This window comes from Rhizobium sp. LjRoot30 (assembly GCF_964253915.1).
Classification (GTDB): domain Bacteria; phylum Pseudomonadota; class Alphaproteobacteria; order Rhizobiales; family Rhizobiaceae; genus Metarhizobium.
Genome location: NZ_CAXUSG020000001.1, coordinates 407852 through 426924, shown reverse-complemented (window position 1 = coordinate 426924; position 19073 = coordinate 407852). Strand labels below are relative to the sequence as shown.

Here is a 19073-nt window from a genome sequence, read left to right as displayed (position 1 = left end):
GGAGCCATCACCATGCAAGCGATCGTCGAACAATTGAAAAAAACTGCCGCGGAAACCAGCGCCACGGACATTCGTGCCGCCTTCGCGGCCGATGCCGAGCGGTTTGCCCGCTTCAGCGTCTCGCTGGACGATCTGTTGATGGATTATTCGAAGACGGCGGTGAACGACAAGATTCTTGCCCTTCTGCTTGAGCTTGCCGAAAAGGGCGGCGTCGCTGAAAAGCGCGAGGAGATGTTTACCGGCAAGGCGATCAACTTCACCGAAAACCGCGCCGTTCTGCACACCGCGCTGCGCAACCGCGGCAACACGCCGGTGCTGGTTGACGGCAAGGACGTCATGCCCGATGTCAACGAGGTGCTTGCCGCCATGGGCGCCTTTGCCGACGGCATCCGCTCTGGCGAGTTGAAGGGTGCTACCGGCAAGGCGATCACCGATGTCGTCAATATCGGCATCGGCGGCTCGGATCTCGGCCCGGTGATGGCGACGCTGGCGCTCGCCCCCTTCCATGACGGCCCGCGGCTGCATTTCGTCTCCAACATCGACGGCGCCCATATTGCCGACACGCTCAAACTGCTCTCTGCCGAAACGACGCTGTTCATCATCGCCTCGAAGACGTTTACCACCATCGAGACGATGACCAATGCGCAGACGGCGCGCAACTTCATCGCGGCAGCGCTCGGCGAAGACGCCGTCAAGCACCATTTCGCCGCCGTCTCCACCGCGCTCGACAAGGTCGATGCCTTCGGCATCGCCAGCGACCGCATCTTCGGCTTCTGGGACTGGGTCGGCGGCCGCTACTCGATCTGGTCGGCCATCGGCCTGCCCCTGATGATCGCCGTCGGCCCGGAAGATTTTGGCCGTTTCCTCGACGGCGCGCATGCGATCGACACGCATTTCCGCACGGCGCCGGCGGAGAAGAACCTGCCGCTGCTGCTCGGCCTCATCGGCTTCTACCATCGCAACGTGCTGGGTTACCCGACGCGGGCGATCCTGCCCTACGACCAGCGCCTGTCGCGCTTCCCGGCCTATCTGCAGCAGCTCGACATGGAATCGAACGGCAAGGGCGTCACCATCGACGGCACGCCGGTCGATGGCAATTCCGGCCCGGTCGTCTGGGGCGAGCCCGGCACCAATGGCCAGCACGCCTTCTACCAGCTGATCCACCAGGGCACGAGCGTCATCCCGGCGGAATTCATGATCGCCGCCAATGGCTTCGAGCCGGAACTGCGCCACCAGCACCAGCTCTTGATGGCCAACTGCCTGGCGCAATCGGAAGCCTTGATGAAGGGCCGGACGCTGGCGGAAGCGAAGGCGCAGCTCACCTCCAAGGGCATGGATGACAAAAAGGCGGATTTCATCGCGCCGCATCGCGTCTTCACCGGCAACCGCCCGTCGATCACCTTCGTCTACGACGAACTGACACCGTTCGCGCTCGGCCGGCTGATCGCGTTGTACGAGCACCGCGTCTTCGTCGAAGGCGTGCTCTTCCGCATCAACTCCTTCGACCAGTGGGGCGTCGAACTCGGCAAGGAACTGGCGACGGGACTGCTGCCGGTCGTGGAGGGCAAGGAAAGTGCTGCAGGACACGACTCCTCGACGCAGGGGCTGGTCGCGGCTTTGGCAAAGGCCGCGAAGTAGGTTTGGCTGGCATATTGGGATGATGGAGCGGGGCTGGGAGGCCCCGCTTTTTTGATGGGTTTAGCCGCGGTGTCGACGGCATGCGATGGTACCTGCCCCTCACCCTAACCCTCTCCCCGCACGCGGGGAGAGGGGACGTGCCCCACCCAAGGTCAAAGCCAGGCAAAACGGTGCGGCATATCCCCTTCTCCCCGTCAAAACGGGGAGAAGGTGCCGGCAGGCGGATGAGGGGCCGGCGCCAACCTCAAGAAGGTCTTACCGCATCGCCGCGGCAATGTTGCCGCCATCGACGGTCGTCACGTCCGCTGTGGTCCGTTCGGCCAGCGCATGGTGAACGAACGCCTGCGCCACGTCGTCGGCCGTCACTTCGAGGCCGAGCAGGTTGCCGCCCATATAGTCCTTGACCGAGAGGCCGCGGGCGGCGGCGCGGTTGGCGATCATCTCGTCGTTCAGCAGGCCAGAGCGGATACGGTCGGCATTGACGGCGTTGACGCGGATGTGGTCGGCGCCGTGCTCAAGCGCGTACTGGCGCGACAGGAACAGCGTTGCCGCCTTCGGCAGGCCATAGGCGCCGAACTTGGCGCCCGGATTGACCGCCTGTTTGGAAGCGTTGAACAGGAGGACGCCGCCGGTACCCTGCTCCTTCATGATGCGCACGGCATTCTGCGCCACCGTCTGGTGCGAGAAGAAGTTGAGTTCGAAACTCTTGCGCAACAGGGCATCGTCCATCGTGGCGATCGGGCTTTCCCAGGCAGCGCCGGCATTGGAGATGACGATGTCGACGCCGCCATAGGTTTCGACCGCTTTGTCGAAGGCGGCACGCACCGAGGCCGGATCGGTGACGTCGCAACCGACGCCGATCGACTGGTTGCCGGCGGCCTTGGCCGATTCCGCCGCCTTGGCGCCGTCGAGATCGAGCACCACCACATGCGCGCCTTCACGGGCGAACGCCTTGGCAATGGCCGCGCCAATGGCGCCGGCACCGCCGGTGACGACGGCCACTTGGCCGGTAAACGGCTTCGGCTTGGCGCCGGCCAGCTTGGCCTGCTCCAGCGACCAGTATTCCAGCTCGAACAGATCCGGCTTGCTCACCGGCTCGAAGGTGCCGACGGATTCGGCATCGCGGGCCGTCTCGATCCAGGTCTCGGCGACGTCGGCGGCGATCTTGGCGTCCTTCAGCGTACGGCCGTGGCCGAACAGGCCGAGGCCGGGCACCAGTGTCAGGCGCGGCATCGGGTCGAGCATGATCTTCTTGACGCCGCCGCGGCCGTCATTGGCCTTGAAGTAGTTGGTATAGTCCTCGACGAAACCGGCGGTGCGCTCGGCAATCACCTTTTTGTAGTCGGCAAGATTGCCGGCGTCCGGTGCCGGCAGAACCATCGGCCCGGTCTTGATGCGGATCGAAAGATCCGGCGTCGACACGCCGCGGCGGGCCATATCCTCTACCTCAGCCGCATTGACGAAGGCGAGGATATCCGGCGAGGTGCGGAACTCGCTGACCATGCGGTCGTAACGGCCCTCGCCCTTCGATACGGCAACGGCGCCGCGCAGCATCGGAGAGATATCGTTCGGCTTGGCCAGATTGGCCGGCAGGGTGACCGGCGTGAACGGGTTCTTGCCGTTGGCGCGGACATAATCTTCGGCGACCGTGACGTAGTGGATCATCAGGTCGTAGGCTTCCTTGGCGGTGGCGCCGAAGGTGAAGATGCCGTGCTTGTCGAGGATCAGGCCTTCGACGGTCGGGTCCTGATCGAAGACTTCGGCAGCGAGCTTGGCGAGGTCGAAGCCCGGCATGACGTAGGGCACATAGCCCATCTTCGGACCAAACACTTCGCGGCTGCGCTTGTCGCTGTCGGCGAGGTCGGCAATCGCCAGAACGCCGGTCGAATGGGTGTGATCGACGAATTTGTGCGGGATGAAGGCGTGCAGCAGCGCTTCCACAGAGGGGTTCGGCGAGGCGGGGTCGATCAGGTTGGCGCGCTGCAGTGTCACCATGTCCTCGTCGGAAAGTTTTTCGAGCTTGCGGGCCTTGAGGAGCGGATCGATCTTGACAGCCGGCAGGCCGGCGGGCTCGATGATACCCATGTCCCAGCCGCTGCCCTTGACGCAGAGCACATCCCATTCGTCGCCGACGAGATCCTTGACCGTGGTCTTGACGGAGGTATTGCCGCCACCATGCAGCACGAGGCGCGGCTCGCCGCCGAGCAGGCGGGTCGTATAGGTGCGTAAGGCGAGATCGCGGTTGATGCCCTTTGCGGCATAGGCCGCCACCATGGCTTCCGCGTCACTGTCTTTCCAGAGATTCTCCACGTCGAATTCCTCCCTCATGAAGTTTGAAAGGCCCGGACCGGCCGGGCGGATGATGATTGTTTGCCCGGCGGCTACTCCGCCACGCGTCGGTTGCCGCTGACGGTCCAGCGGTCCAGCAGGCGTCTTGCCATGCTGGCGGTGACGACGAGATGGGAGACGAAGCCTCCGTTCAATGCCGAGACCAGCGGTTCGAATTTCGCATCCTCCTCGACCACCATCATCCGCTTGGGGATGGAACGGATCGAAGACAGATCGGCGGAAATGCAGCGGCGATTATGGGCGCAATCCATGCGCTGGCCGTTGCGGTCGATAACCTGCCCGGCGATGACGCCGCCGGCGCCGGCTTCTGCAAGCGCCTGCATCTCGTCCGCCGTCAAGGCGCCGCAGCGCACCAGGTGGCTGTCGCTCTCGCAGCCGCCAACGGAATAAAGCACGAGGTTGCAATCGGAAATCGATGCCAGCTGCTCACGGATGACGGGCTCGTTGCGCAGTGCCGTGGCAAGTTCTTCGGAGCTCAGCACCAGCGGCGCATAGATGTTGATGCCCTCGGCGTTCAGCCGGCGGGCGATTTCCGTCGTGCACTGGTCCGGCCGGTAGTTGTAGGGCGCACCGAGATTGCCGCAGAGCTGCACGACGGTCACGTCCTGCAGGTCGGCATTGGGCATGACGTCGGCGATATGATAGACCGTGCGGCCCCAGGCGACGCCGATCCTGTCTCCCTTGTTGATCAGTTCGAGGAAGACAGCTGCGGCGACCACCGGCATTTCCGAGGCCGGGTCCATGGCCTGCCGGTCTTCCGGAACGATCCACACACCCTTCAATCCGATGGCATCCTCAAGCTCGCGTGCCAAAACGTCTTCGGCAAAAAGCTGCGTCGAGGTGGAGATGGTGACGACACCGTTTTCACGGGCGCGGCGCAGGTACATGGCAACGGAAGCGCGGGAAATGTCCAGATGCTTGGCCACTTCATCCTGCCTCAGACCATGCGTATAATAAAGCCAGGCGGCTTTGTGCATGATCTGGTCGGCGGGCCGGATGGGCATGAAACGTCCTCAAGAAAAAGTCTTTCGACATTATTCACGGGCGCTGACAAAAGTCAAACCGCTCTGGCGAAAGAAAAGCACCCATAGAAAAACCAGCCATGGCTTACGCACATGGCTGGCTGGCGGTGGAGGCGGTATCGCTGTGGCGATTGCGGTCAGTGACGCGGAATACGCGGCAGGAAGACGGTCAGCAGCCCTAAAAGCGGCAGGTAGGAGCACAGGCGGTAGACGAACTCGATGCCGTGCGTATCGGCAAAACCACCGAGCGCGGCAGCCCCCAGGCCACCGAAACCGAACGCAAATCCGAAGAAGATGCCGGCGATCATGCCGACGCGGCCCGGTACCAATTCCTGGGCGAAGACGACGATTGCGGAGAATGCCGACGCGAAGATCAGGCCGATGAGCACGACGAGGATCATCGTCCACTGCAGATTGGCGTAAGGCAAAAGCAACGCAAACGGGATGACGCCGAGGATCGAGAACCAGATGACGAAGCGGGCGCCGAAACGATCGCCGATCGGTCCGCCGAGGAAAGTGCCAACGGCGGCCGAACCGAGGAACAGGAACAACATCAACTGCGCATCGCGAACCGAAAGGGCAAACTTGTCGATGACATAGAAGGTGAAGTAGCTCGACAGGCTGGCCATGTAGACGTTCTTGGTCGCCGTCAGCAGCACCAGCAGCAGGAAGGCGAGGACGACCTTGTTCTGCGGCAGCGGCAGGGCACGGCTCGGCGCGCCCTTGCTCGCCGAAGCGCGGCGATGAGCGGCATACCAGTTGCCGACCCAGGTCAGGATCACCATGCCGAGCATGGCGATGGCCGAGAACCAGGCAACCGTATGCTGGCCGAGCGGCAGCACGATGAAGGCGGCGAGCAGCGGACCGATAGCCGAGCCGGCATTGCCGCCGACCTGGAAGAGCGACTGCGCAAAGCCGTGGCGACCGCCGGAAGCAAGGCGTGCGACACGCGAGGATTCCGGATGGAAGATCGCCGAGCCGAAGCCGATCAGGCTGGAGGCGATGAGCAGCAGGGCGAAACTATCGGCATAACCGAGCAGCAGCAGGCCGACCAGCGTGCTGCCCATGCCGACCGGCAGCGAAAACGGCATCGGCCAGCGGTCCGTCACCATGCCGACGACCGGCTGCAGCAGCGACGCCGTGACCTGGAAGGTCATCGTCAGCAGGCCGATCTGGATGAAGTCGAGATTATAGTTTTCCTTGAAGATCGGATAAAGCGACGCCAGCAACGACTGCATGATGTCGTTGAGCATGTGGCAGACGCTTACCGCCACCAGAATGGAAAACGTCGTCTTCTCGAACCGGGCCTCGGTGCCGGCAACAACCGCCATAGTCTATTTCCTCCGTGATTCCGCTTGTTGTCGCGGACATTCAACCACGGCTTTCTACCTGCCTTGCCACTGGCCTGCTTTTGTGTTTTGGTCCAATTCTTTCGCGATTGGGCCAAAAATGGAAAAGCTCGCTGCCAAAACGCTCTCCGCGCTGAACGACGACCACTATCGCAATCTGGCGTGGATGGAGCAGTCGGAGGCGGAAGTGCTGGTGCACAGCACCGAGATCCCCACCGGTTATACCGTGCCGGTGCATCATCACCGCCGCACGCAGATCCTCTGCGTCTTTCGCGGCGTCGTGCTGGTGGCGACCGAAAACGGCCGGTGGATGATCCCGCCAGGCCATGCGCTATTGATCCCGCGCGGCCTTGCGCATGCCGTGGAAATGTTGAGCGACGTCTCGATGCGCTCGATCTACATTTCGCCGCGGGAGGGCCAATCCGTGCCGGAGGCGCCGAAGGTCCTTGAAGTGACCGATCTGGCCCGCAGCCTGTTGCTGGAGGCCTTGAAGCTGCGCGAGGCGCCGGCAGGCCACGGCAAGGCGAAGCTGGTCTATGCCCTGTTGCTGGAGGAAATGGAGAGCCTGCCGGAACGGCCGCTCGGCCTGCCCTTCCCCCTGCATGAACGGCTGGCGGACCTTTGCCGCCGCTACCTGCGCAATCCGGCGCCGGATGCGCGCATCGACGACTGGGCGGAAAACCTGGCGATGAGCCGACGGACCTTCACCCGGCTGTTCCGCGAGGAAACGGGCCTGAGCTTCGTCACCTGGCGACAGCAGGCCTGCGTCTTCGCAAGCCTGCCGAAGCTGGCGGAGGGCTGGCCGGTCACCCACGTGGCGCTGGAAGCGGGATACGAGAGCGTGCCGGCCTTCACGACGATGTTCAAGCGCATGCTCGGAACATCACCGCGCTCCTATTCGATGCAGCACTGACGGGCTGTTGCGTCATTCCTTCGGTGGTTCCGCCGTCTTCTTGCGTTGATCGTCCATCAGCTCGTACCACATGGCGTTGAGCACGGCGAAGGCGGCGGCCAGGGGCAGGCCGAGGATCCAGGCAAAATACCACATAATCTTCTCCTTTCTCAGTAAGCGTGACCGCCCTTTTCGGTGACAGAAGCCTCGTCGACCTTGCCCCAGAGCACCTTGTAGACCCAGCTGGTATAGACAACGATGATCGGCAGGAAGAACGTCGTGACCGCCAGCATGATGAACAGCGTCAGGTGGCTGGACGAGGCATCCCAGACGGTGAGGCTGGAGCGCGGATCGAGCGACGACGGCAGGATGAACGGGAACATCGAGACGCCGACCGTCGAGATGATGCCGAAGATCGACAGCTTGCTGAACAGAAGCGTCGAGACTTCGCGCCGGGCACGCAGGCCGAAGAAGGCGGCGAGCGCGCCGAGGAAACCGAAGGCCGGCGCCAGCCACAACCAGGGACGGGCGGAATAATTGGCGAACCAGGCGCCGCTTTCGGTCGCGACCGTCTTGAACAGCGGATTAGAGGGGCCGGCCGTGCTAATCTCGCTGGTGATGCGATAGCCATCGACGCCGGCCCAGAGGCAAAGGCCGCCGAGGGCGAAGAGCACGATGGTGACCAATGCCGCGACGCTGCCGAAACGGCCGGCGCGTTCCGCCACCGGACCGCTTGCCTTCAACGCCAGCCAAGCGGAACCGTGCATGATCAGCATGGAAACCGACAGCAGGCCACAGAGCAGCGCGAAGGGATTGAGCAGGCCGAAGAACGAGCCTTCGTAGAAGATCCGCATGTCGTCGGCAAAACGGAAGGGCACGCCCTGCAGCACATTGCCGACAGCGACACCGAAGATCAGCGACGGCACGAAACCGCCGACGAACAGCGCCCAGTCCCAATTGTTGCGCCAGCGGGCGCTGTCGCGCTTCGAGCGGTACTTGAAGCCGACCGGCCGCAGGATGAGCGCAAAGAGGATCGCGAACATCGCCAGGTAGAAACCGGAGAAGGAGACGGCGTAGAGCGGCGGCCAGGCGGCGAAAATGGCGCCGCCGCCGAGGATGAGCCAGACCTGGTTGCCTTCCCAGACCGGGCCGATGGTATTGATGGCGATGCGCCGCTCCGTATCCGTCTTGGCGACGAAGGGCAGAAGCGTGCCGACGCCGAGATCGAAACCGTCGGTGACGGCAAAACCGATCAGCAGCACGCCGAGCAGCAGCCACCAGATGAAGCGCAGGGTTTCATAATCGATGAGTTCGTGCAGGATCATGGCTGGTCACTCCGCGGCCGGGACGATGGTTTCCGAGATGAGCTTGGCTTCCGGTTCGTGGTCCGGTTCCGGACCCTGCTTGATCGCCTTGATCATCAGCGTCATCTCGACGACGATCAGCACGGTATAGAGCGCGGCAAAACCGACGATGGTGAACAGCACCGTGCCGGCGCCAAGGCTGGAGACGGCCATGGCCGTCGGCAGCACGCCTTCGATCACCCACGGCTGGCGGCCGATCTCGGCGACGATCCAGCCGGCCTCGATGGCGATCCAGGGCAGCGGGATGGCAAAGACGGCCACCTTCAGCAACAGCGGATAACGATCGAGCTGCCGCCGTGCCGAAAGCCAGAAGAAGGTGGCGGTGAGCAGGATGAAGAACATGCCGAGCCCGACCATGATGCGGAACGCAAAGAACAGGGTCGGCACATGCGGGATGGTGTCCATCGCCGCCTGGCGGATCTGCTCGTCCGTCGCCTGGCGCGGATCGTCGATGTAGCGCTTCAGCAGCAGCGCATAACCGAGATTGTGGCCAAGGTCTTCGAAGGAGGTGCGGACATCGGCGGCAACTTCGGTGTTGATGGGCGTCGCACGGATCTTCGTCAGCGCGTCATAGGCCTTTATGCCGTCGCGGATGCGTTCTTCCGCCTTCAGTTCGAGCTGGTCGATGCCCGGGATGACCGTCGTCAGCGAGCGGGTGCCGATCAGGCCCATGGCCCAGGGGATATGCACCGCGAAGTGGGTTTCGCGCGCTTCCTGGTCCGGGAAGCCGAAGGCGGTGAAGGCAGCCGGTGCCGGTTCCGTTTCCCACATCGCCTCGATGGCGGCGAGCTTCATCTTCTGGTTTTCGGTGGCGAGGTAGCCGCTCTCATCGCCGAGCACCACCACCGACAGCGAAGCGGCAAGGCCGAAGGAGGCGGCGACCGTCATCGAACGCTTGGCAAGCTCGATATGCCGGCCCTTGAGTACGTACCAGGCCGAAACGCCGAGCACGAAAATGGAAGCACAGACATAACCGGCCGAGACCGTATGGACGAATTTCGCCTGCGCCACCGGGTTGAACACCACGTCGTAGAAACTGGTGATTTCCATACGCATGGTCTGCGGATTGAGCGCCGAGCCGACCGGGTTCTGCATCCAGCCGTTGGCGATCAAGATCCACAGCGCCGAAAAATTCGAGCCGAGCGCCACCGCCCAGGTGGCGACGAGATGGCCGACCTTGGAGAGCTTGTCCCAGCCGAAGAAGAACAGTCCGACGAAGGTCGCCTCGAGGAAGAAGGCCATCAGGCCCTCGATCGCCAAGGGCGCGCCAAAAATGTCGCCGACATAATAGCTGTAGTAACTCCAGTTCATGCCGAACTGGAATTCCATGACGAGGCCGGTGGCGACGCCCAGCACGAAATTGATCCCGAACAGGGTGCCCCAGAACTTCGTCATCTGCCGCCAGATCTGGCGGCCGGTCATGACATAGACGGTTTCCATGATCGCCAGCAGGACCGAGAGCCCGAGCGTCAGGGGGACGAACAGAAAGTGATAAAGCGCAGTCAGTGCGAATTGAAATCGCGATAAGTCGACGATGTCGAGTTCCATAGTCTTTCTCCCATGGCCCCACGGGGTGCAAGAGTTCCGCAACGCCGGACAGCGACGCGGGCAAGCGTGCGCGCTCAGTCCGGCCGCAGGCCTTCGAGCGCCATTTCGAACGCCGCCTCTCCACGGCGCGAAATTTCGATGATCCGTCCACGGTCGATATGGACGATGCGATCGGCGATGGCCGCCTCCCGGCGCAGATGCGTGGCGATGACCGCGGTCTTGCCTGCGGCGCGTGCCTTGAGGCGGGCGAGCACGTCGCAGGCCGTCGGCCCGTCCAGCCCGTCGGTCGGTTCATCCAGCAGCCAGAGCGGCGTATCGCGCAGGAAAAGCCGCGCCAGGGCCAGGCGTCGCGATTGTCCGCCAGACAGGCCCAAACCGCCCTCGCCAAGAGAAATGTCGAGGCCGCCAAGCGCGACGATATCGTTCTTCAGGCCGGCATCGGCCAGTGCTTGCCACAGCCTGCCATCGTTGGCGTCGGGATCGGCGAGCTTCAGGTTGTCGCGCAGCGTATCCTCGAACAGTTCGGTGCGTTGGGTCATCAACGTCGCCGGCAGGCTTGCGATGGCGCCCTGCAAGGCGGGGATCTCGCCCGCGGCAAGACCGAGCAGAGTCGTCTTGCCGCTGCCGCTCGCGCCGATGATGGCAAGACATTCGCCGCGCTCGACGGCAAGCGAAAGATCGCGGAAAACCGGACGCGGCGCACCGGGATGGGCAGCCGTCACGGCATCGAAGCGCAAGGCTTCGCCGGCGGCCGGCTGTTGCGGCGACGGTACATCGGCTGCAGCCTGGAGCCGCGGCGCGATCCGCCGGGCGGCCAGAAGACTGCGGCCGAGCTCCAAGGCCCCGCGACGCAGGCCGGCAAAGGGTTCGATGGCAGCGAGCGTCAAAAGCACGCCGAAAGCGGCAACGGGAGCGGTGATCGCGCCCGCTTCGGCGAGTGCGGCAACCGCCAGCAGGACACCGCCGGTCAGACAGGCGCCGAGCATGCCGAGTGTCGCCATCGTGCCGGTTTCGATCCGGTTCAGGCGGTCCTCCGCCTTGGCCAGACGTTCGTCGGCATGGACGGCTGCCGCGCGTGCGGCGGCAAGCCGACCGGCCATGACGAGATCGGTGCGCCCCGAGACCATGTCGATGGTGCGCGAACGCAGCGCCTCCAGCGCAATCAAGCGCCGGCCGGCCGGCCGCAATGCTCTTCCGGCCGCAACGAAGAGGATTGCGCTTCCGGCGACCAGCAGCAGCAGACCGACGGCAAGACCGAGCGGCAGGCTGAGGAAACCGAGGGCGATGCCGGCCGTCAGCGCCGCACAGAAAGCCACCAAGCCGGGGACGAGCACACGCAGATAGAGGCTGTCGAGCGCATCGATATCCGCCGTCAGGCGGAAAAGCAGCCGGGCCGGCCGCTTGACGAGGTCGCGGGCGGCACCCGGCGCCGACCAGCCACGGAACAGCTTCTCCCGCAAAGTGGCGAGGATTTTCAGCGTCGCATCATGGGTGACGAGCCGTTCGCCGTAACGCCCGGCGGTGCGGGCGATGGCGAAGAAGCGGATGCCGGCGGACGGCGCGAAGACGTCGAAGGCCAGCGCTGAACCGGCAGAAAGACCCGCCAGCGCCGTTGCCGTGACGAACCAGCCGGAGAGCCCGAGCAGGGCGAGGCCGGCAAGCATCGTGCCTGCCGCCAGCACGGCACCGAGCAGGAGGCCGCGGCGCTGCACACGCAGGAACAGCGAAAGCACGGGGTAAAGATCGCCAAGACGAAGCATCAGACGGCCTCTTTCTGCCATGAGGAAAGATCGACGATCCTGTCCATGCGCGCTGCAAGCAGCGGATCATGGGTGGCGACGATCAGGGTGCGGCCTACCGACAACGCCAGAAGGCCCTCGACGATCTCAGCAGCCGTCTGCCGGTCGAGATGGGCGGTGGGTTCGTCGGCCAGCACGAGGCCGGCATCCTGGCCGGCGGCGGCGCGGGCGAGCGCCAGACGCAACACTTCGCCACCCGAGAGGCCGACGCCGTTTTCGCCGAGTGGCGACGGGCCGTGATGACGGGCGATCTCCTCGAAGGACACCGTCCGCATCGCTTTTTCGAGACAGGCTCCATCGACCCCCGGCCGGCCGAGCCTGATATTGGCATCGACGCTGCCGGCGAAGATATGCGGCTTCTGGCCGACGAAGGCGATGCCGTGGCGCAAACGATCCGCCGTCTTTGCCGTGAGTTCGGTGCCGCCAATGGTGATGCGGCCGCTATCGGCCGCCGCTAGGCCGGCGATCAGGGCGATCAGGGTCGACTTGCCGCAGCCGCTCGGCCCGAGCAGCGCCACCCGTTCGCCGGCCGCAATCGCAAGCGAGACGGCCTGCAACACTGGTTCGGTGCGGCCAACATGGGTGAAGCTCAAGGCCTCGATGCGAACCGCAGGGGCCGGACGACAGATGGCGGGAAGCGTCGCCGCGGCATCGCTTCCCAGGAGCGCACTGCCCTTGACGGCGAGTTCATCGAGGGCTTTCAGCGCCGCTTCGCCGGCGGCGCGATCATGCCAGACGGCAGCAAGTTCGCGCAGCGGCTCGAAGAAGGCGGGGGCGAGCAGCAGGATGAACAGGCCTTCGGCCAGCGACAGTTGCCCGCCCCAGGCGCCGATATCAAGGTGCCCGAGCAGATGGAAACCGACATAGACCGCCATCAGCGCCACGCCGAGGGCGGCAAACAGTTCCAGCACCGCCGACGACAGGAAGGCGATACGCAGCACCGCCATGGTGCGCCGGCGCAACGAATCCGCCTCCTCGGCCAGCCGGATCGCGGTGCGATCGACGGCGCCGAGCGCGCGGATGGTGGCAAGACCGCGCAGGCGGTCGAGGAGGAAGGCGTTCAGGCTGCCGGTCTTGACCAGTTGTTTTTCACTGGCCGCCTGGGCGCGCCAGCCGATCAGCGCCATGAAAATCGGGATCAGCGGGCCGGAAATGAACAAGACGAGTGCCGCCATCCACGAGAACGGCAGCACGGCCGCAACGATCGCCAGCGGCACGACGGTGGATTTCAGCCGCGCCGGCTGGAACCGCGCCAGATAGGGCACGATCATGTCCGCCTGCTCGGCAACGACGCTGGCCGCAAGGCCGGAAGCCGGCGCCGCCCTGTCGAGCGGCGAACGGGCGGCAAGGCTTTGCAGCGCATCGGCACGCTTCTTCGACAGGATGGACCGCGCATCCAGAAAGGCCAGCCGTGCGCCAAACGCCTCTAGCAGCGCCTTGAGACAGCCGACACCGACGACAATCGCCACCGGTGCGAAAACATCCTGCAGACTGCCGTTTTCGGCAATGCCGCCAATCGCATAACTGATGGCTGCCGCCTGCGGCAACCAGAGCAATGCCGCGGCGACCTGCAGCCAGGCCGGCCGGCGGGACTGCGGCCCTGCCGCCTTCCTCGCCTTTCGCGATGACTTGCCGCTGGGAGGGGCAATTGCGTCACGCACCCGCGGCTGGGCGTTGTCGGCAATATCGTCGAGATCTGCGGGCAATCTGGCGCTCTGGTCCATGGCGGTCATTCCTTTTCCGGCGCGCGGCGCACACGCCCCAGCGAGACGATCTTATCCTTGGTATCCAGAAGTTTCGTGACCTTGGCGCCGAGCGACAGCAACATGGCCAGCCGCTTGGTCTCGAGCTGCTTGACGTCGTCGTACCAGGTGGTCAGCTGGTCGATAAGCACATGCATCTCCCCCATCCGCTGCTGCGCATGGCGCTCCGCCTCGCTGGCCGGTTTCTGCATCAGGATTTCGCGGAGTACGGAAAGCGTCGGATCGACTTCGCGTTTCTTCCGCTCTTCGGCCAGCGTCCGCAGGATCTGCCAGACATCGTCCGGCGTGGTGTAGAAATCGCGGCGATCGCCCGGTCGATGACGCAGCAGCACCAGGTTCCACGCCTGCAATTCCTTGAGGCTCATCGAAACATTGGAGCGGGAGATGTCGAGCGCATCGGTGATCTCTTCGGCGCAGAGCGGCTCGGGAGAGACGTAAAGCAGCGCATAGATCTGGCCGACGGTGCGGTTGATACCCCATCGGCTGCCCATTTCGCCGAAATGCAACACGAAGGCCTGGACGAGAGGAGGGAGATTCATGATTTTCATTTCGTCTGAATTTTCAGAAATTTCTGAAATTCTTGTAATCCATGAACCAGAACTTTGCAATTTGCATTTTCCGCTGCGTCAAAGTGTGCCGCCCCTGCCGCTACAGCATTCCTTAAACCGCAAGGGGATCGAGGATTAAATTATGCAGCAGGCATAAAGCGCTACATCGATGGTCCATGGCGCACGGCACCAGGGTATCGTCCGGTTTCCTTACGCATCTGTGCCTTGGCCCGGCGGCGCGGACCTTGATGCATGTCAAGTTCCGCAGCTTTGTTGATGTTGCGCGCCGCCTCTAGAAAATTCGACCGTCCGCCTATATGACTTGCCGGGCGGGCGTCCCGTTCACAGGGGTAATGCGTTTGATGCAAAACATCGTCGCCGGGCGTTTCGGCGCTTTTCAAGGAGATTTGGCCCGGCTTTGCGGCGCCGTCTTCGTCGTCGGTGCCCTGCTGGTGCTGTCGGGCTGCGGCGGACGGCCGATCGGCGTCATGCAGCCGACCGGCCAGCAACTGCCCGGCACCACCGCCGTCGATCTTCTCATCGCCACGACGCGCGCGCCCTCAGAGGACTCGGCGATCCTGTTCACCGGCGAACGCGGCACCGGCCTGCGCATCGACGCGGTAAAAGTTTCCATTCCGCCCGAGGTCAACCGCAAGATCGGCCAGGTGCAGTGGCCGGAAAAACTGCCGGGCGATCCGCTGCGCGACTTCACCACCGTTTCGGTCGAGCCGATCGAAAGTGCTGCCGAAAGCTCCGCCTGGGTGCATCGCAACCTGAAGCCCAATCGTCGTGTCATGGTGTTCGTCCACGGCTTCAACAACCGATACGAAGACGCCGTCTATCGCTTCACCCAGATCGTCCACGATTCAAATGCGGACGTGACGCCGGTCGTCTTCACCTGGCCGTCGCGCGCCAGCATCTTCGACTATAACTATGACAAGGAAAGCACCAACTATTCCCGCGACGCGCTGGAAGAGCTGCTGCAGCGACTGGCCGACGACAAATCCGTCGGCGAGGTCACGGTCATGGCCCATTCGATGGGCACCTGGCTTGCCGTCGAGGCCTTGCGCCAGATGGCGATCCGCGACGGGCGCGTGCCGGCCAAGATCAACAACGTCATCCTTGCCTCGCCCGACCTCGACGTCGACGTCTTCGGCCAACAGATGGCGAGCCTGGGCAAGCAGGGACCACATTTCACCCTGTTCGTCTCGCAGGACGACCGGGCGCTGATCGTATCGCGGCGCATTTCCGGCAATGTCGACCGGCTCGGCCAGATCGATCCGTCGCAGGAGCCCTACCGTTCGGCGCTGGAGCAAGCGGGCATCACCGTCATTGACCTGACCAAGCTCAAGACCGGTGACAGCCTCAACCATGGCAAATTTGCCGAAAGCCCCGAGGTCGTACAGTTGATCGGCCAGCGCCTCGTCGCCGGCCAGACGATCACCGACAGCGAAGTCGGTCTCGGCGAGGCTGTCGGTTCGGTGGCGCTGGGGGCGGCGCAGACGGTCGGCAATGCGGCCAGCGTCGCCGTCAGCACGCCGATTGCCGTCTTCGACCCGCGGACGCGCCGCAACTACGGCCGGCAGGTGGAACGGCTCGGCAGTTCCGTCGGCAATACGCTGACCTCGGTCGATACGGTCGGACAGGCGGTCGATGTCGGGCAATCGTCCGAGGTGCGCAGCGTGGCGATCGGCGGCGACTGCTCGGCGATCAGAGATAGGCGAAGAGCGGGCTGCAATAGCCGGTAACAGCGCCTTCGGCGACCAGCGGCTGGCCGATGCGGCCATCCTGCGGTGCAACCACGGGCCGCAGCAGCGCGCCGACCTGCAGGTAAGCGACAATATCGCCCTTGCGCACCGGGCGCGGCGCGGCAGCGGCCGGCGCATCGTCGAGCGGGTGGCGCAAGCGGAACAGGCCGGCATGCGGCGCCTGTATCTTCGCGCGGGAAATCCGTGCCGCGGGCTCCGGAGACGGCAATGCGGCGGACCGGCCCACCGGGAGCGACACCCTGCCCTTCGCATCCTCGTACAAGACCTCGGCGATGCCGTGGCGGCGCATCAGCGCTTGTAGCGTTTCGACCTCGCTACCACTCATGACTGCCCTCCCCAGCCGCCCTGCAGCAACCGTTCCAGATGGTGGATATCGAAGCCGCCGGCGAAAAAGCCCGGCTCGTCGAGCAGGCGAAGATGCAGCGGGATCGTCGTGCGGATGCCATCGATGGTGGCCTCCTGCAGCGCCCGGCGCATGCGGGCGATGGCCTCGGCACGCGTCGCGCCATGGGCGATGATCTTTGCCACCAGCGAGTCGTAATGCGGCGGCACGCGGTAGCCGGAATAGAGATGGCTGTCGACGCGGATGCCGGGACCGCCCGGTGCCACGAACTGCGAGACAAGCCCCGGCGACGGCGTGAAGCGGAAGGCGTCCTCGGCATTGATCCGGCATTCGATGGCGTGGCCGGAAAAAGCCACATCCTCCTGCACCAGCGACAGGCGCTTGCCCATGGCGATGCGCAGTTGCTCGCGGACGATATCGACGCCGGTGACCATTTCCGTCACCGGATGCTCCACCTGCACGCGGGTGTTCATCTCGATGAAATAGAAGGCGCCGTTCTCATAGAGGAACTCGAAAGTGCCGGCACCGCGATAGCCGATGGCGATGCACGCCTCGGCGCAGCGGCGGCCGATGGCATCGATAACGTTGCGATCGATGCCGGGGGCCGGACTTTCCTCGACGAGTTTCTGATGGCGACGCTGGGCGGAGCAATCCCGCTCGCCGAGATGGATGGCGTTGCCGTGCCCGTCGGCCAGCACCTGGATTTCGACATGGCGCGGGAATTCCAGGAATTTTTCGATGTAGATGTCGCGGTTGCCGAAGGCGCGGCCTGCCTCTTCGCGGGTCATGGCGGCGGCTTCCACCAGGGCAGTTTCGGAACGGACGATGCGCATGCCGCGCCCGCCACCGCCGCCGGCCGCCTTGATGATCAGCGGATAACCGATGCCGGCCGCAACGGCACGGATAGCCTGCGCATCCTCCGGCAGGGCGCTGTCGGGACCGGGAACGCAAGGCACGCCGGCGGCAATCATCGCCCGCTTGGCGGCCACCTTGTCGCCCATGGTACGGATCGCAGCGGAAGGCGGGCCGATGAAGACGAGGCCGGCCGCCTCGACCATTTCCGCAAAACCGGCATTTTCGGAGAGGAAGCCATAACCCGGATGGACGGCGTCGGCACCGGTGAGCCGGGCGGCCAGTAGGATCTCACGGCCGTCGAGATAACTTTTTGCCGCCGGCGGCGGGCCGATGCAGAGGGACTGGTCGGCTAAAGCCACATGCCGCAGGTCGGCATCCGCCTCTGAAAACACGGCGACGGTTTCCAGGCCCATGTCGCGGCAGGCGCGCTGGATGCGCAGGGCGATTTCGCCGCGATTGGCGATCAGCACGCGGCGGATCACGGCTCAGGCCTCTTTTTCGATGAGGAACAGCGGCGTGCCGGCCTCCACCGACGCGCCGTCTGCCACCAGGATCGCCGTGATGCGACCGGCGCAATCCGCTTCGACCGGATTGAAGGTCTTCATCGCTTCGAGCAGGCCGAGCGTCTGGCCGTCCTCGATGCGGTCACCCTCCTCGACAAAGGCGGCGGCATCGGGGGCCGATGCCCGGTAGAAGGTGCCGATCAGTCCGGCGACCACCTTGTGTTCACGACCGGCATTTTCATGCGGCAGCGCCAGCACTTCGGCAATCTGCGCCTCCGCCGACATTTCCGGCGTTTCGGCTCGCTCGCCGACAGGCCCGGCGCCGCGAACCGATTTCGCCAGGCGAATGCGCACACCGTCCTGCGTGACGTCGAGTTCTTCGAGCGCGGAGTTTTCCAGCAGGCGCATCAGTTTTTCGATAAGAATGAGATCCATGCTTGGCACCCGGCTCAGATGAAATTGCGGACGGTGATGCCGGCGGCTTCCAGCCCGTCGCGCACCGTGCGGGCGATGGCGACGGCAGACGGCGTATCGCTGTGGACGCAGATGCTTTCGATCGGTGTCTCGAGGCGCTTGCCGGTGATCGTCTCGATGGCGCCGTCCCTGACCATGCGGGCGGTGCGAGCAGCCGCTTCCGCCGCATCATGGATGACGGCGCCGGCAATGCTGCGGTGAACGAGATGGCCTTCGTCGGTATAGGCGCGGTCGGCAAAGATCTCCGAGCGCACGGAAAGCCCCATGTCGCGCGCCTGGCGCTCCTGGTGGCCGAGCGCGATGGTCAGGCAGATCAGCGTCGGGTCGACCGCCTTGATGGCATTGTTGACGGCGCGGGCGACGGTTTCGTCCTGCTGCGTCAGGTTGCCGAGCGCGCCGTGCGCCTTGACATGGGTGATCGGATGGCCGGCATAGGCCGATAGCGCCTGGGCCGCGCCGATCTGATAGGCGACCAGCCGCTCGATCTCGCCGGCGGAAAACGGAATGTTGCGGCGACCAAACCCCCAGAGGTCGGGAAAGCCCGGATGGGCGCCGACGGCGACGCCCCGCTCCTTGGCAAGCGCGAACGTCGTCGCCATGATTTCCGGATCGCCGCCATGCAGGCCGCAGGCGATATTCGCCGAGGAGACGATGGACAGCATCGCCGCGTCATCGCCCATCTTGTAGGCGCCGAAGCCCTCGGCCATGTCGGAATTCAGATCGACGCTGAGCGCCATGGTGTTTCCATCCCTGTTCTTTTGCTGCCATGATCCTAGAACCATCCGCAGGGCGCTGACAACGTCGGGCCGGCCGATAAAAATCGATAGGCAAGCTTCGTGAACTGATATATCAGAGAG

The 19073-nt window shown here is 64.3% G+C and carries 17 protein-coding genes; 4 read left to right on the top strand and 13 right to left on the bottom strand.

Features of this window, described 5'->3' with window-relative positions; genetic code table 11:
• Positions 1-12: 12 nt before the first annotated feature.
• Positions 13-1638 (top strand): glucose-6-phosphate isomerase, encoded by a 1626-nt coding sequence (gene pgi, locus ACSQ3I_RS02160; RefSeq protein ID WP_435995697.1) that lies wholly within the window; start codon positions 13-15, stop codon positions 1636-1638.
• 255 nt (positions 1639-1893) lie between these two features.
• Here the strand turns inward: pgi and ACSQ3I_RS02155 are convergent, their stop codons facing one another.
• The 3 genes from ACSQ3I_RS02155 to ACSQ3I_RS02145 form a co-directional block, all read right to left on the bottom strand.
• Entirely contained in the window at positions 1894-3948 is a 2055-nt protein-coding gene (locus ACSQ3I_RS02155; RefSeq protein WP_435995696.1) for a bifunctional aldolase/short-chain dehydrogenase, read from the bottom strand.
• Between the two features lie 71 nt (positions 3949-4019).
• Positions 4020-4991 (bottom strand): sugar-binding transcriptional regulator, encoded by a 972-nt coding sequence (locus ACSQ3I_RS02150; RefSeq protein ID WP_435995695.1) that lies wholly within the window; start codon positions 4989-4991, stop codon positions 4020-4022.
• Between the two features lie 155 nt (positions 4992-5146).
• Positions 5147-6340: an MFS transporter gene (locus tag ACSQ3I_RS02145; RefSeq protein ID WP_435995694.1), complete on the bottom strand. Its 1194-nt coding sequence runs from the start codon at positions 6338-6340 to the stop codon at positions 5147-5149.
• A 118-nt stretch (positions 6341-6458) separates the two neighbouring features.
• On the opposite strand from ACSQ3I_RS02145, the gene ACSQ3I_RS02140 reads away from it, so the two are divergent.
• A complete protein-coding gene (locus tag ACSQ3I_RS02140) occupies positions 6459-7271 on the top strand; it encodes an AraC family transcriptional regulator (protein WP_435995693.1) in 813 nt (270 codons plus the stop codon).
• Between the two features lie 12 nt (positions 7272-7283).
• Here ACSQ3I_RS02140 and cydX read toward each other — a convergent pair whose 3' ends face one another.
• The 6 genes from cydX to ACSQ3I_RS02110 form a co-directional block, all read right to left on the bottom strand.
• Positions 7284-7406: a cytochrome bd-I oxidase subunit CydX gene (gene cydX / locus ACSQ3I_RS02135; RefSeq protein ID WP_435995692.1), complete on the bottom strand. Its 123-nt coding sequence runs from the start codon at positions 7404-7406 to the stop codon at positions 7284-7286.
• A gap of 14 nt (positions 7407-7420) precedes the next feature.
• Positions 7421-8575: a cytochrome d ubiquinol oxidase subunit II gene (gene cydB, locus ACSQ3I_RS02130; RefSeq protein ID WP_435995691.1), complete on the bottom strand. Its 1155-nt coding sequence runs from the start codon at positions 8573-8575 to the stop codon at positions 7421-7423.
• Between the two features lie 6 nt (positions 8576-8581).
• A complete protein-coding gene (locus ACSQ3I_RS02125) occupies positions 8582-10162 on the bottom strand; it encodes a cytochrome ubiquinol oxidase subunit I (RefSeq protein WP_435995690.1) in 1581 nt (526 codons plus the stop codon).
• 74 nt (positions 10163-10236) lie between these two features.
• Positions 10237-11922 carry an amino acid ABC transporter ATP-binding/permease protein gene (locus ACSQ3I_RS02120; protein ID WP_435995689.1) on the bottom strand — a complete coding sequence of 562 codons (1686 nt, stop codon included), beginning with the start codon at positions 11920-11922 and terminating at the stop codon, positions 10237-10239.
• Entirely contained in the window at positions 11922-13685 is a 1764-nt protein-coding gene (cydD, locus tag ACSQ3I_RS02115; RefSeq protein ID WP_435996257.1) for a thiol reductant ABC exporter subunit CydD, read from the bottom strand. The genes ACSQ3I_RS02120 and cydD overlap by 1 nt, the downstream gene beginning before the upstream one ends.
• A gap of 5 nt (positions 13686-13690) precedes the next feature.
• Positions 13691-14263, bottom strand: a complete 573-nt coding sequence (locus ACSQ3I_RS02110; protein ID WP_435995688.1) for a GbsR/MarR family transcriptional regulator — start codon at positions 14261-14263, stop codon at positions 13691-13693.
• On the opposite strand from ACSQ3I_RS02110, the gene ACSQ3I_RS02105 reads away from it, so the two are divergent.
• Positions 14262-14411 (top strand): hypothetical protein, encoded by a 150-nt coding sequence (locus tag ACSQ3I_RS02105; protein WP_435995687.1) that lies wholly within the window; start codon positions 14262-14264, stop codon positions 14409-14411. The two genes, ACSQ3I_RS02110 and ACSQ3I_RS02105, sit on opposite strands and share 2 nt — an antisense overlap.
• Before the next feature lie 223 nt (positions 14412-14634).
• Positions 14635-16020: an alpha/beta hydrolase gene (locus ACSQ3I_RS02100; RefSeq protein WP_435995686.1), complete on the top strand. Its 1386-nt coding sequence runs from the start codon at positions 14635-14637 to the stop codon at positions 16018-16020.
• Here ACSQ3I_RS02100 and ACSQ3I_RS02095 read toward each other — a convergent pair.
• The 4 genes from ACSQ3I_RS02095 to ACSQ3I_RS02080 are packed head-to-tail and all read right to left on the bottom strand — an operon-like array spanning position 15983 to position 18953.
• The gene (locus ACSQ3I_RS02095; RefSeq protein WP_435995685.1) at positions 15983-16366 is read right to left on the bottom strand and encodes a hypothetical protein; all 384 of its coding nucleotides are present in this window, start codon (positions 16364-16366) and stop codon (positions 15983-15985) included. The genes ACSQ3I_RS02100 and ACSQ3I_RS02095 overlap by 38 nt on opposite strands.
• Entirely contained in the window at positions 16363-17721 is a 1359-nt protein-coding gene (gene accC, locus ACSQ3I_RS02090) for an acetyl-CoA carboxylase biotin carboxylase subunit (RefSeq protein WP_435995684.1), read from the bottom strand. Before accC ends, ACSQ3I_RS02095 begins: the two co-directional genes overlap by 4 nt.
• Before the next feature lie 3 nt (positions 17722-17724).
• Entirely contained in the window at positions 17725-18177 is a 453-nt protein-coding gene (accB, locus tag ACSQ3I_RS02085) for an acetyl-CoA carboxylase biotin carboxyl carrier protein (RefSeq protein WP_435995683.1), read from the bottom strand.
• A 14-nt stretch (positions 18178-18191) separates the two neighbouring features.
• Positions 18192-18953 (bottom strand): LamB/YcsF family protein, encoded by a 762-nt coding sequence (locus ACSQ3I_RS02080; protein WP_435995682.1) that lies wholly within the window; start codon positions 18951-18953, stop codon positions 18192-18194.
• Between the last annotated feature and the right edge of the window lie 120 nt (positions 18954-19073).

Bases quoted from the DNA above. Each gene is read 5' to 3' on its own strand.
- pgi (WP_435995697.1), top strand. From the start codon at position 13: ATGCAAGCGATCGTCGAACAATTGAAAAAAACTGCCGCGGAAACCAGC.
- ACSQ3I_RS02150 (WP_435995695.1), bottom strand. From the start codon at position 4,991: ATGCCCATCCGGCCCGCCGACCAGATCATGCACAAAGCCGCCTGGCTT.
- ACSQ3I_RS02145 (WP_435995694.1), bottom strand. From the start codon at position 6,340: ATGGCGGTTGTTGCCGGCACCGAGGCCCGGTTCGAGAAGACGACGTTT.
- ACSQ3I_RS02140 (WP_435995693.1), top strand. From the start codon at position 6,459: ATGGAAAAGCTCGCTGCCAAAACGCTCTCCGCGCTGAACGACGACCAC.
- cydX (WP_435995692.1), bottom strand. From the start codon at position 7,406: ATGTGGTATTTTGCCTGGATCCTCGGCCTGCCCCTGGCCGCCGCCTTC.
- cydB (WP_435995691.1), bottom strand. From the start codon at position 8,575: ATGATCCTGCACGAACTCATCGATTATGAAACCCTGCGCTTCATCTGG.
- ACSQ3I_RS02125 (WP_435995690.1), bottom strand. From the start codon at position 10,162: ATGGAACTCGACATCGTCGACTTATCGCGATTTCAATTCGCACTGACT.
- ACSQ3I_RS02120 (WP_435995689.1), bottom strand. From the start codon at position 11,922: ATGCTTCGTCTTGGCGATCTTTACCCCGTGCTTTCGCTGTTCCTGCGT.
- cydD (WP_435996257.1), bottom strand. From the start codon at position 13,685: ATGGACCAGAGCGCCAGATTGCCCGCAGATCTCGACGATATTGCCGAC.
- ACSQ3I_RS02105 (WP_435995687.1), top strand. From the start codon at position 14,262: ATGATTTTCATTTCGTCTGAATTTTCAGAAATTTCTGAAATTCTTGTA.
- ACSQ3I_RS02110 (WP_435995688.1), bottom strand. From the start codon at position 14,263: ATGAATCTCCCTCCTCTCGTCCAGGCCTTCGTGTTGCATTTCGGCGAA.
- ACSQ3I_RS02100 (WP_435995686.1), top strand. From the start codon at position 14,635: ATGCAAAACATCGTCGCCGGGCGTTTCGGCGCTTTTCAAGGAGATTTG.
- ACSQ3I_RS02095 (WP_435995685.1), bottom strand. From the start codon at position 16,366: ATGAGTGGTAGCGAGGTCGAAACGCTACAAGCGCTGATGCGCCGCCAC.
- accB (WP_435995683.1), bottom strand. From the start codon at position 18,177: ATGGATCTCATTCTTATCGAAAAACTGATGCGCCTGCTGGAAAACTCC.
- ACSQ3I_RS02080 (WP_435995682.1), bottom strand. From the start codon at position 18,953: ATGGCGCTCAGCGTCGATCTGAATTCCGACATGGCCGAGGGCTTCGGC.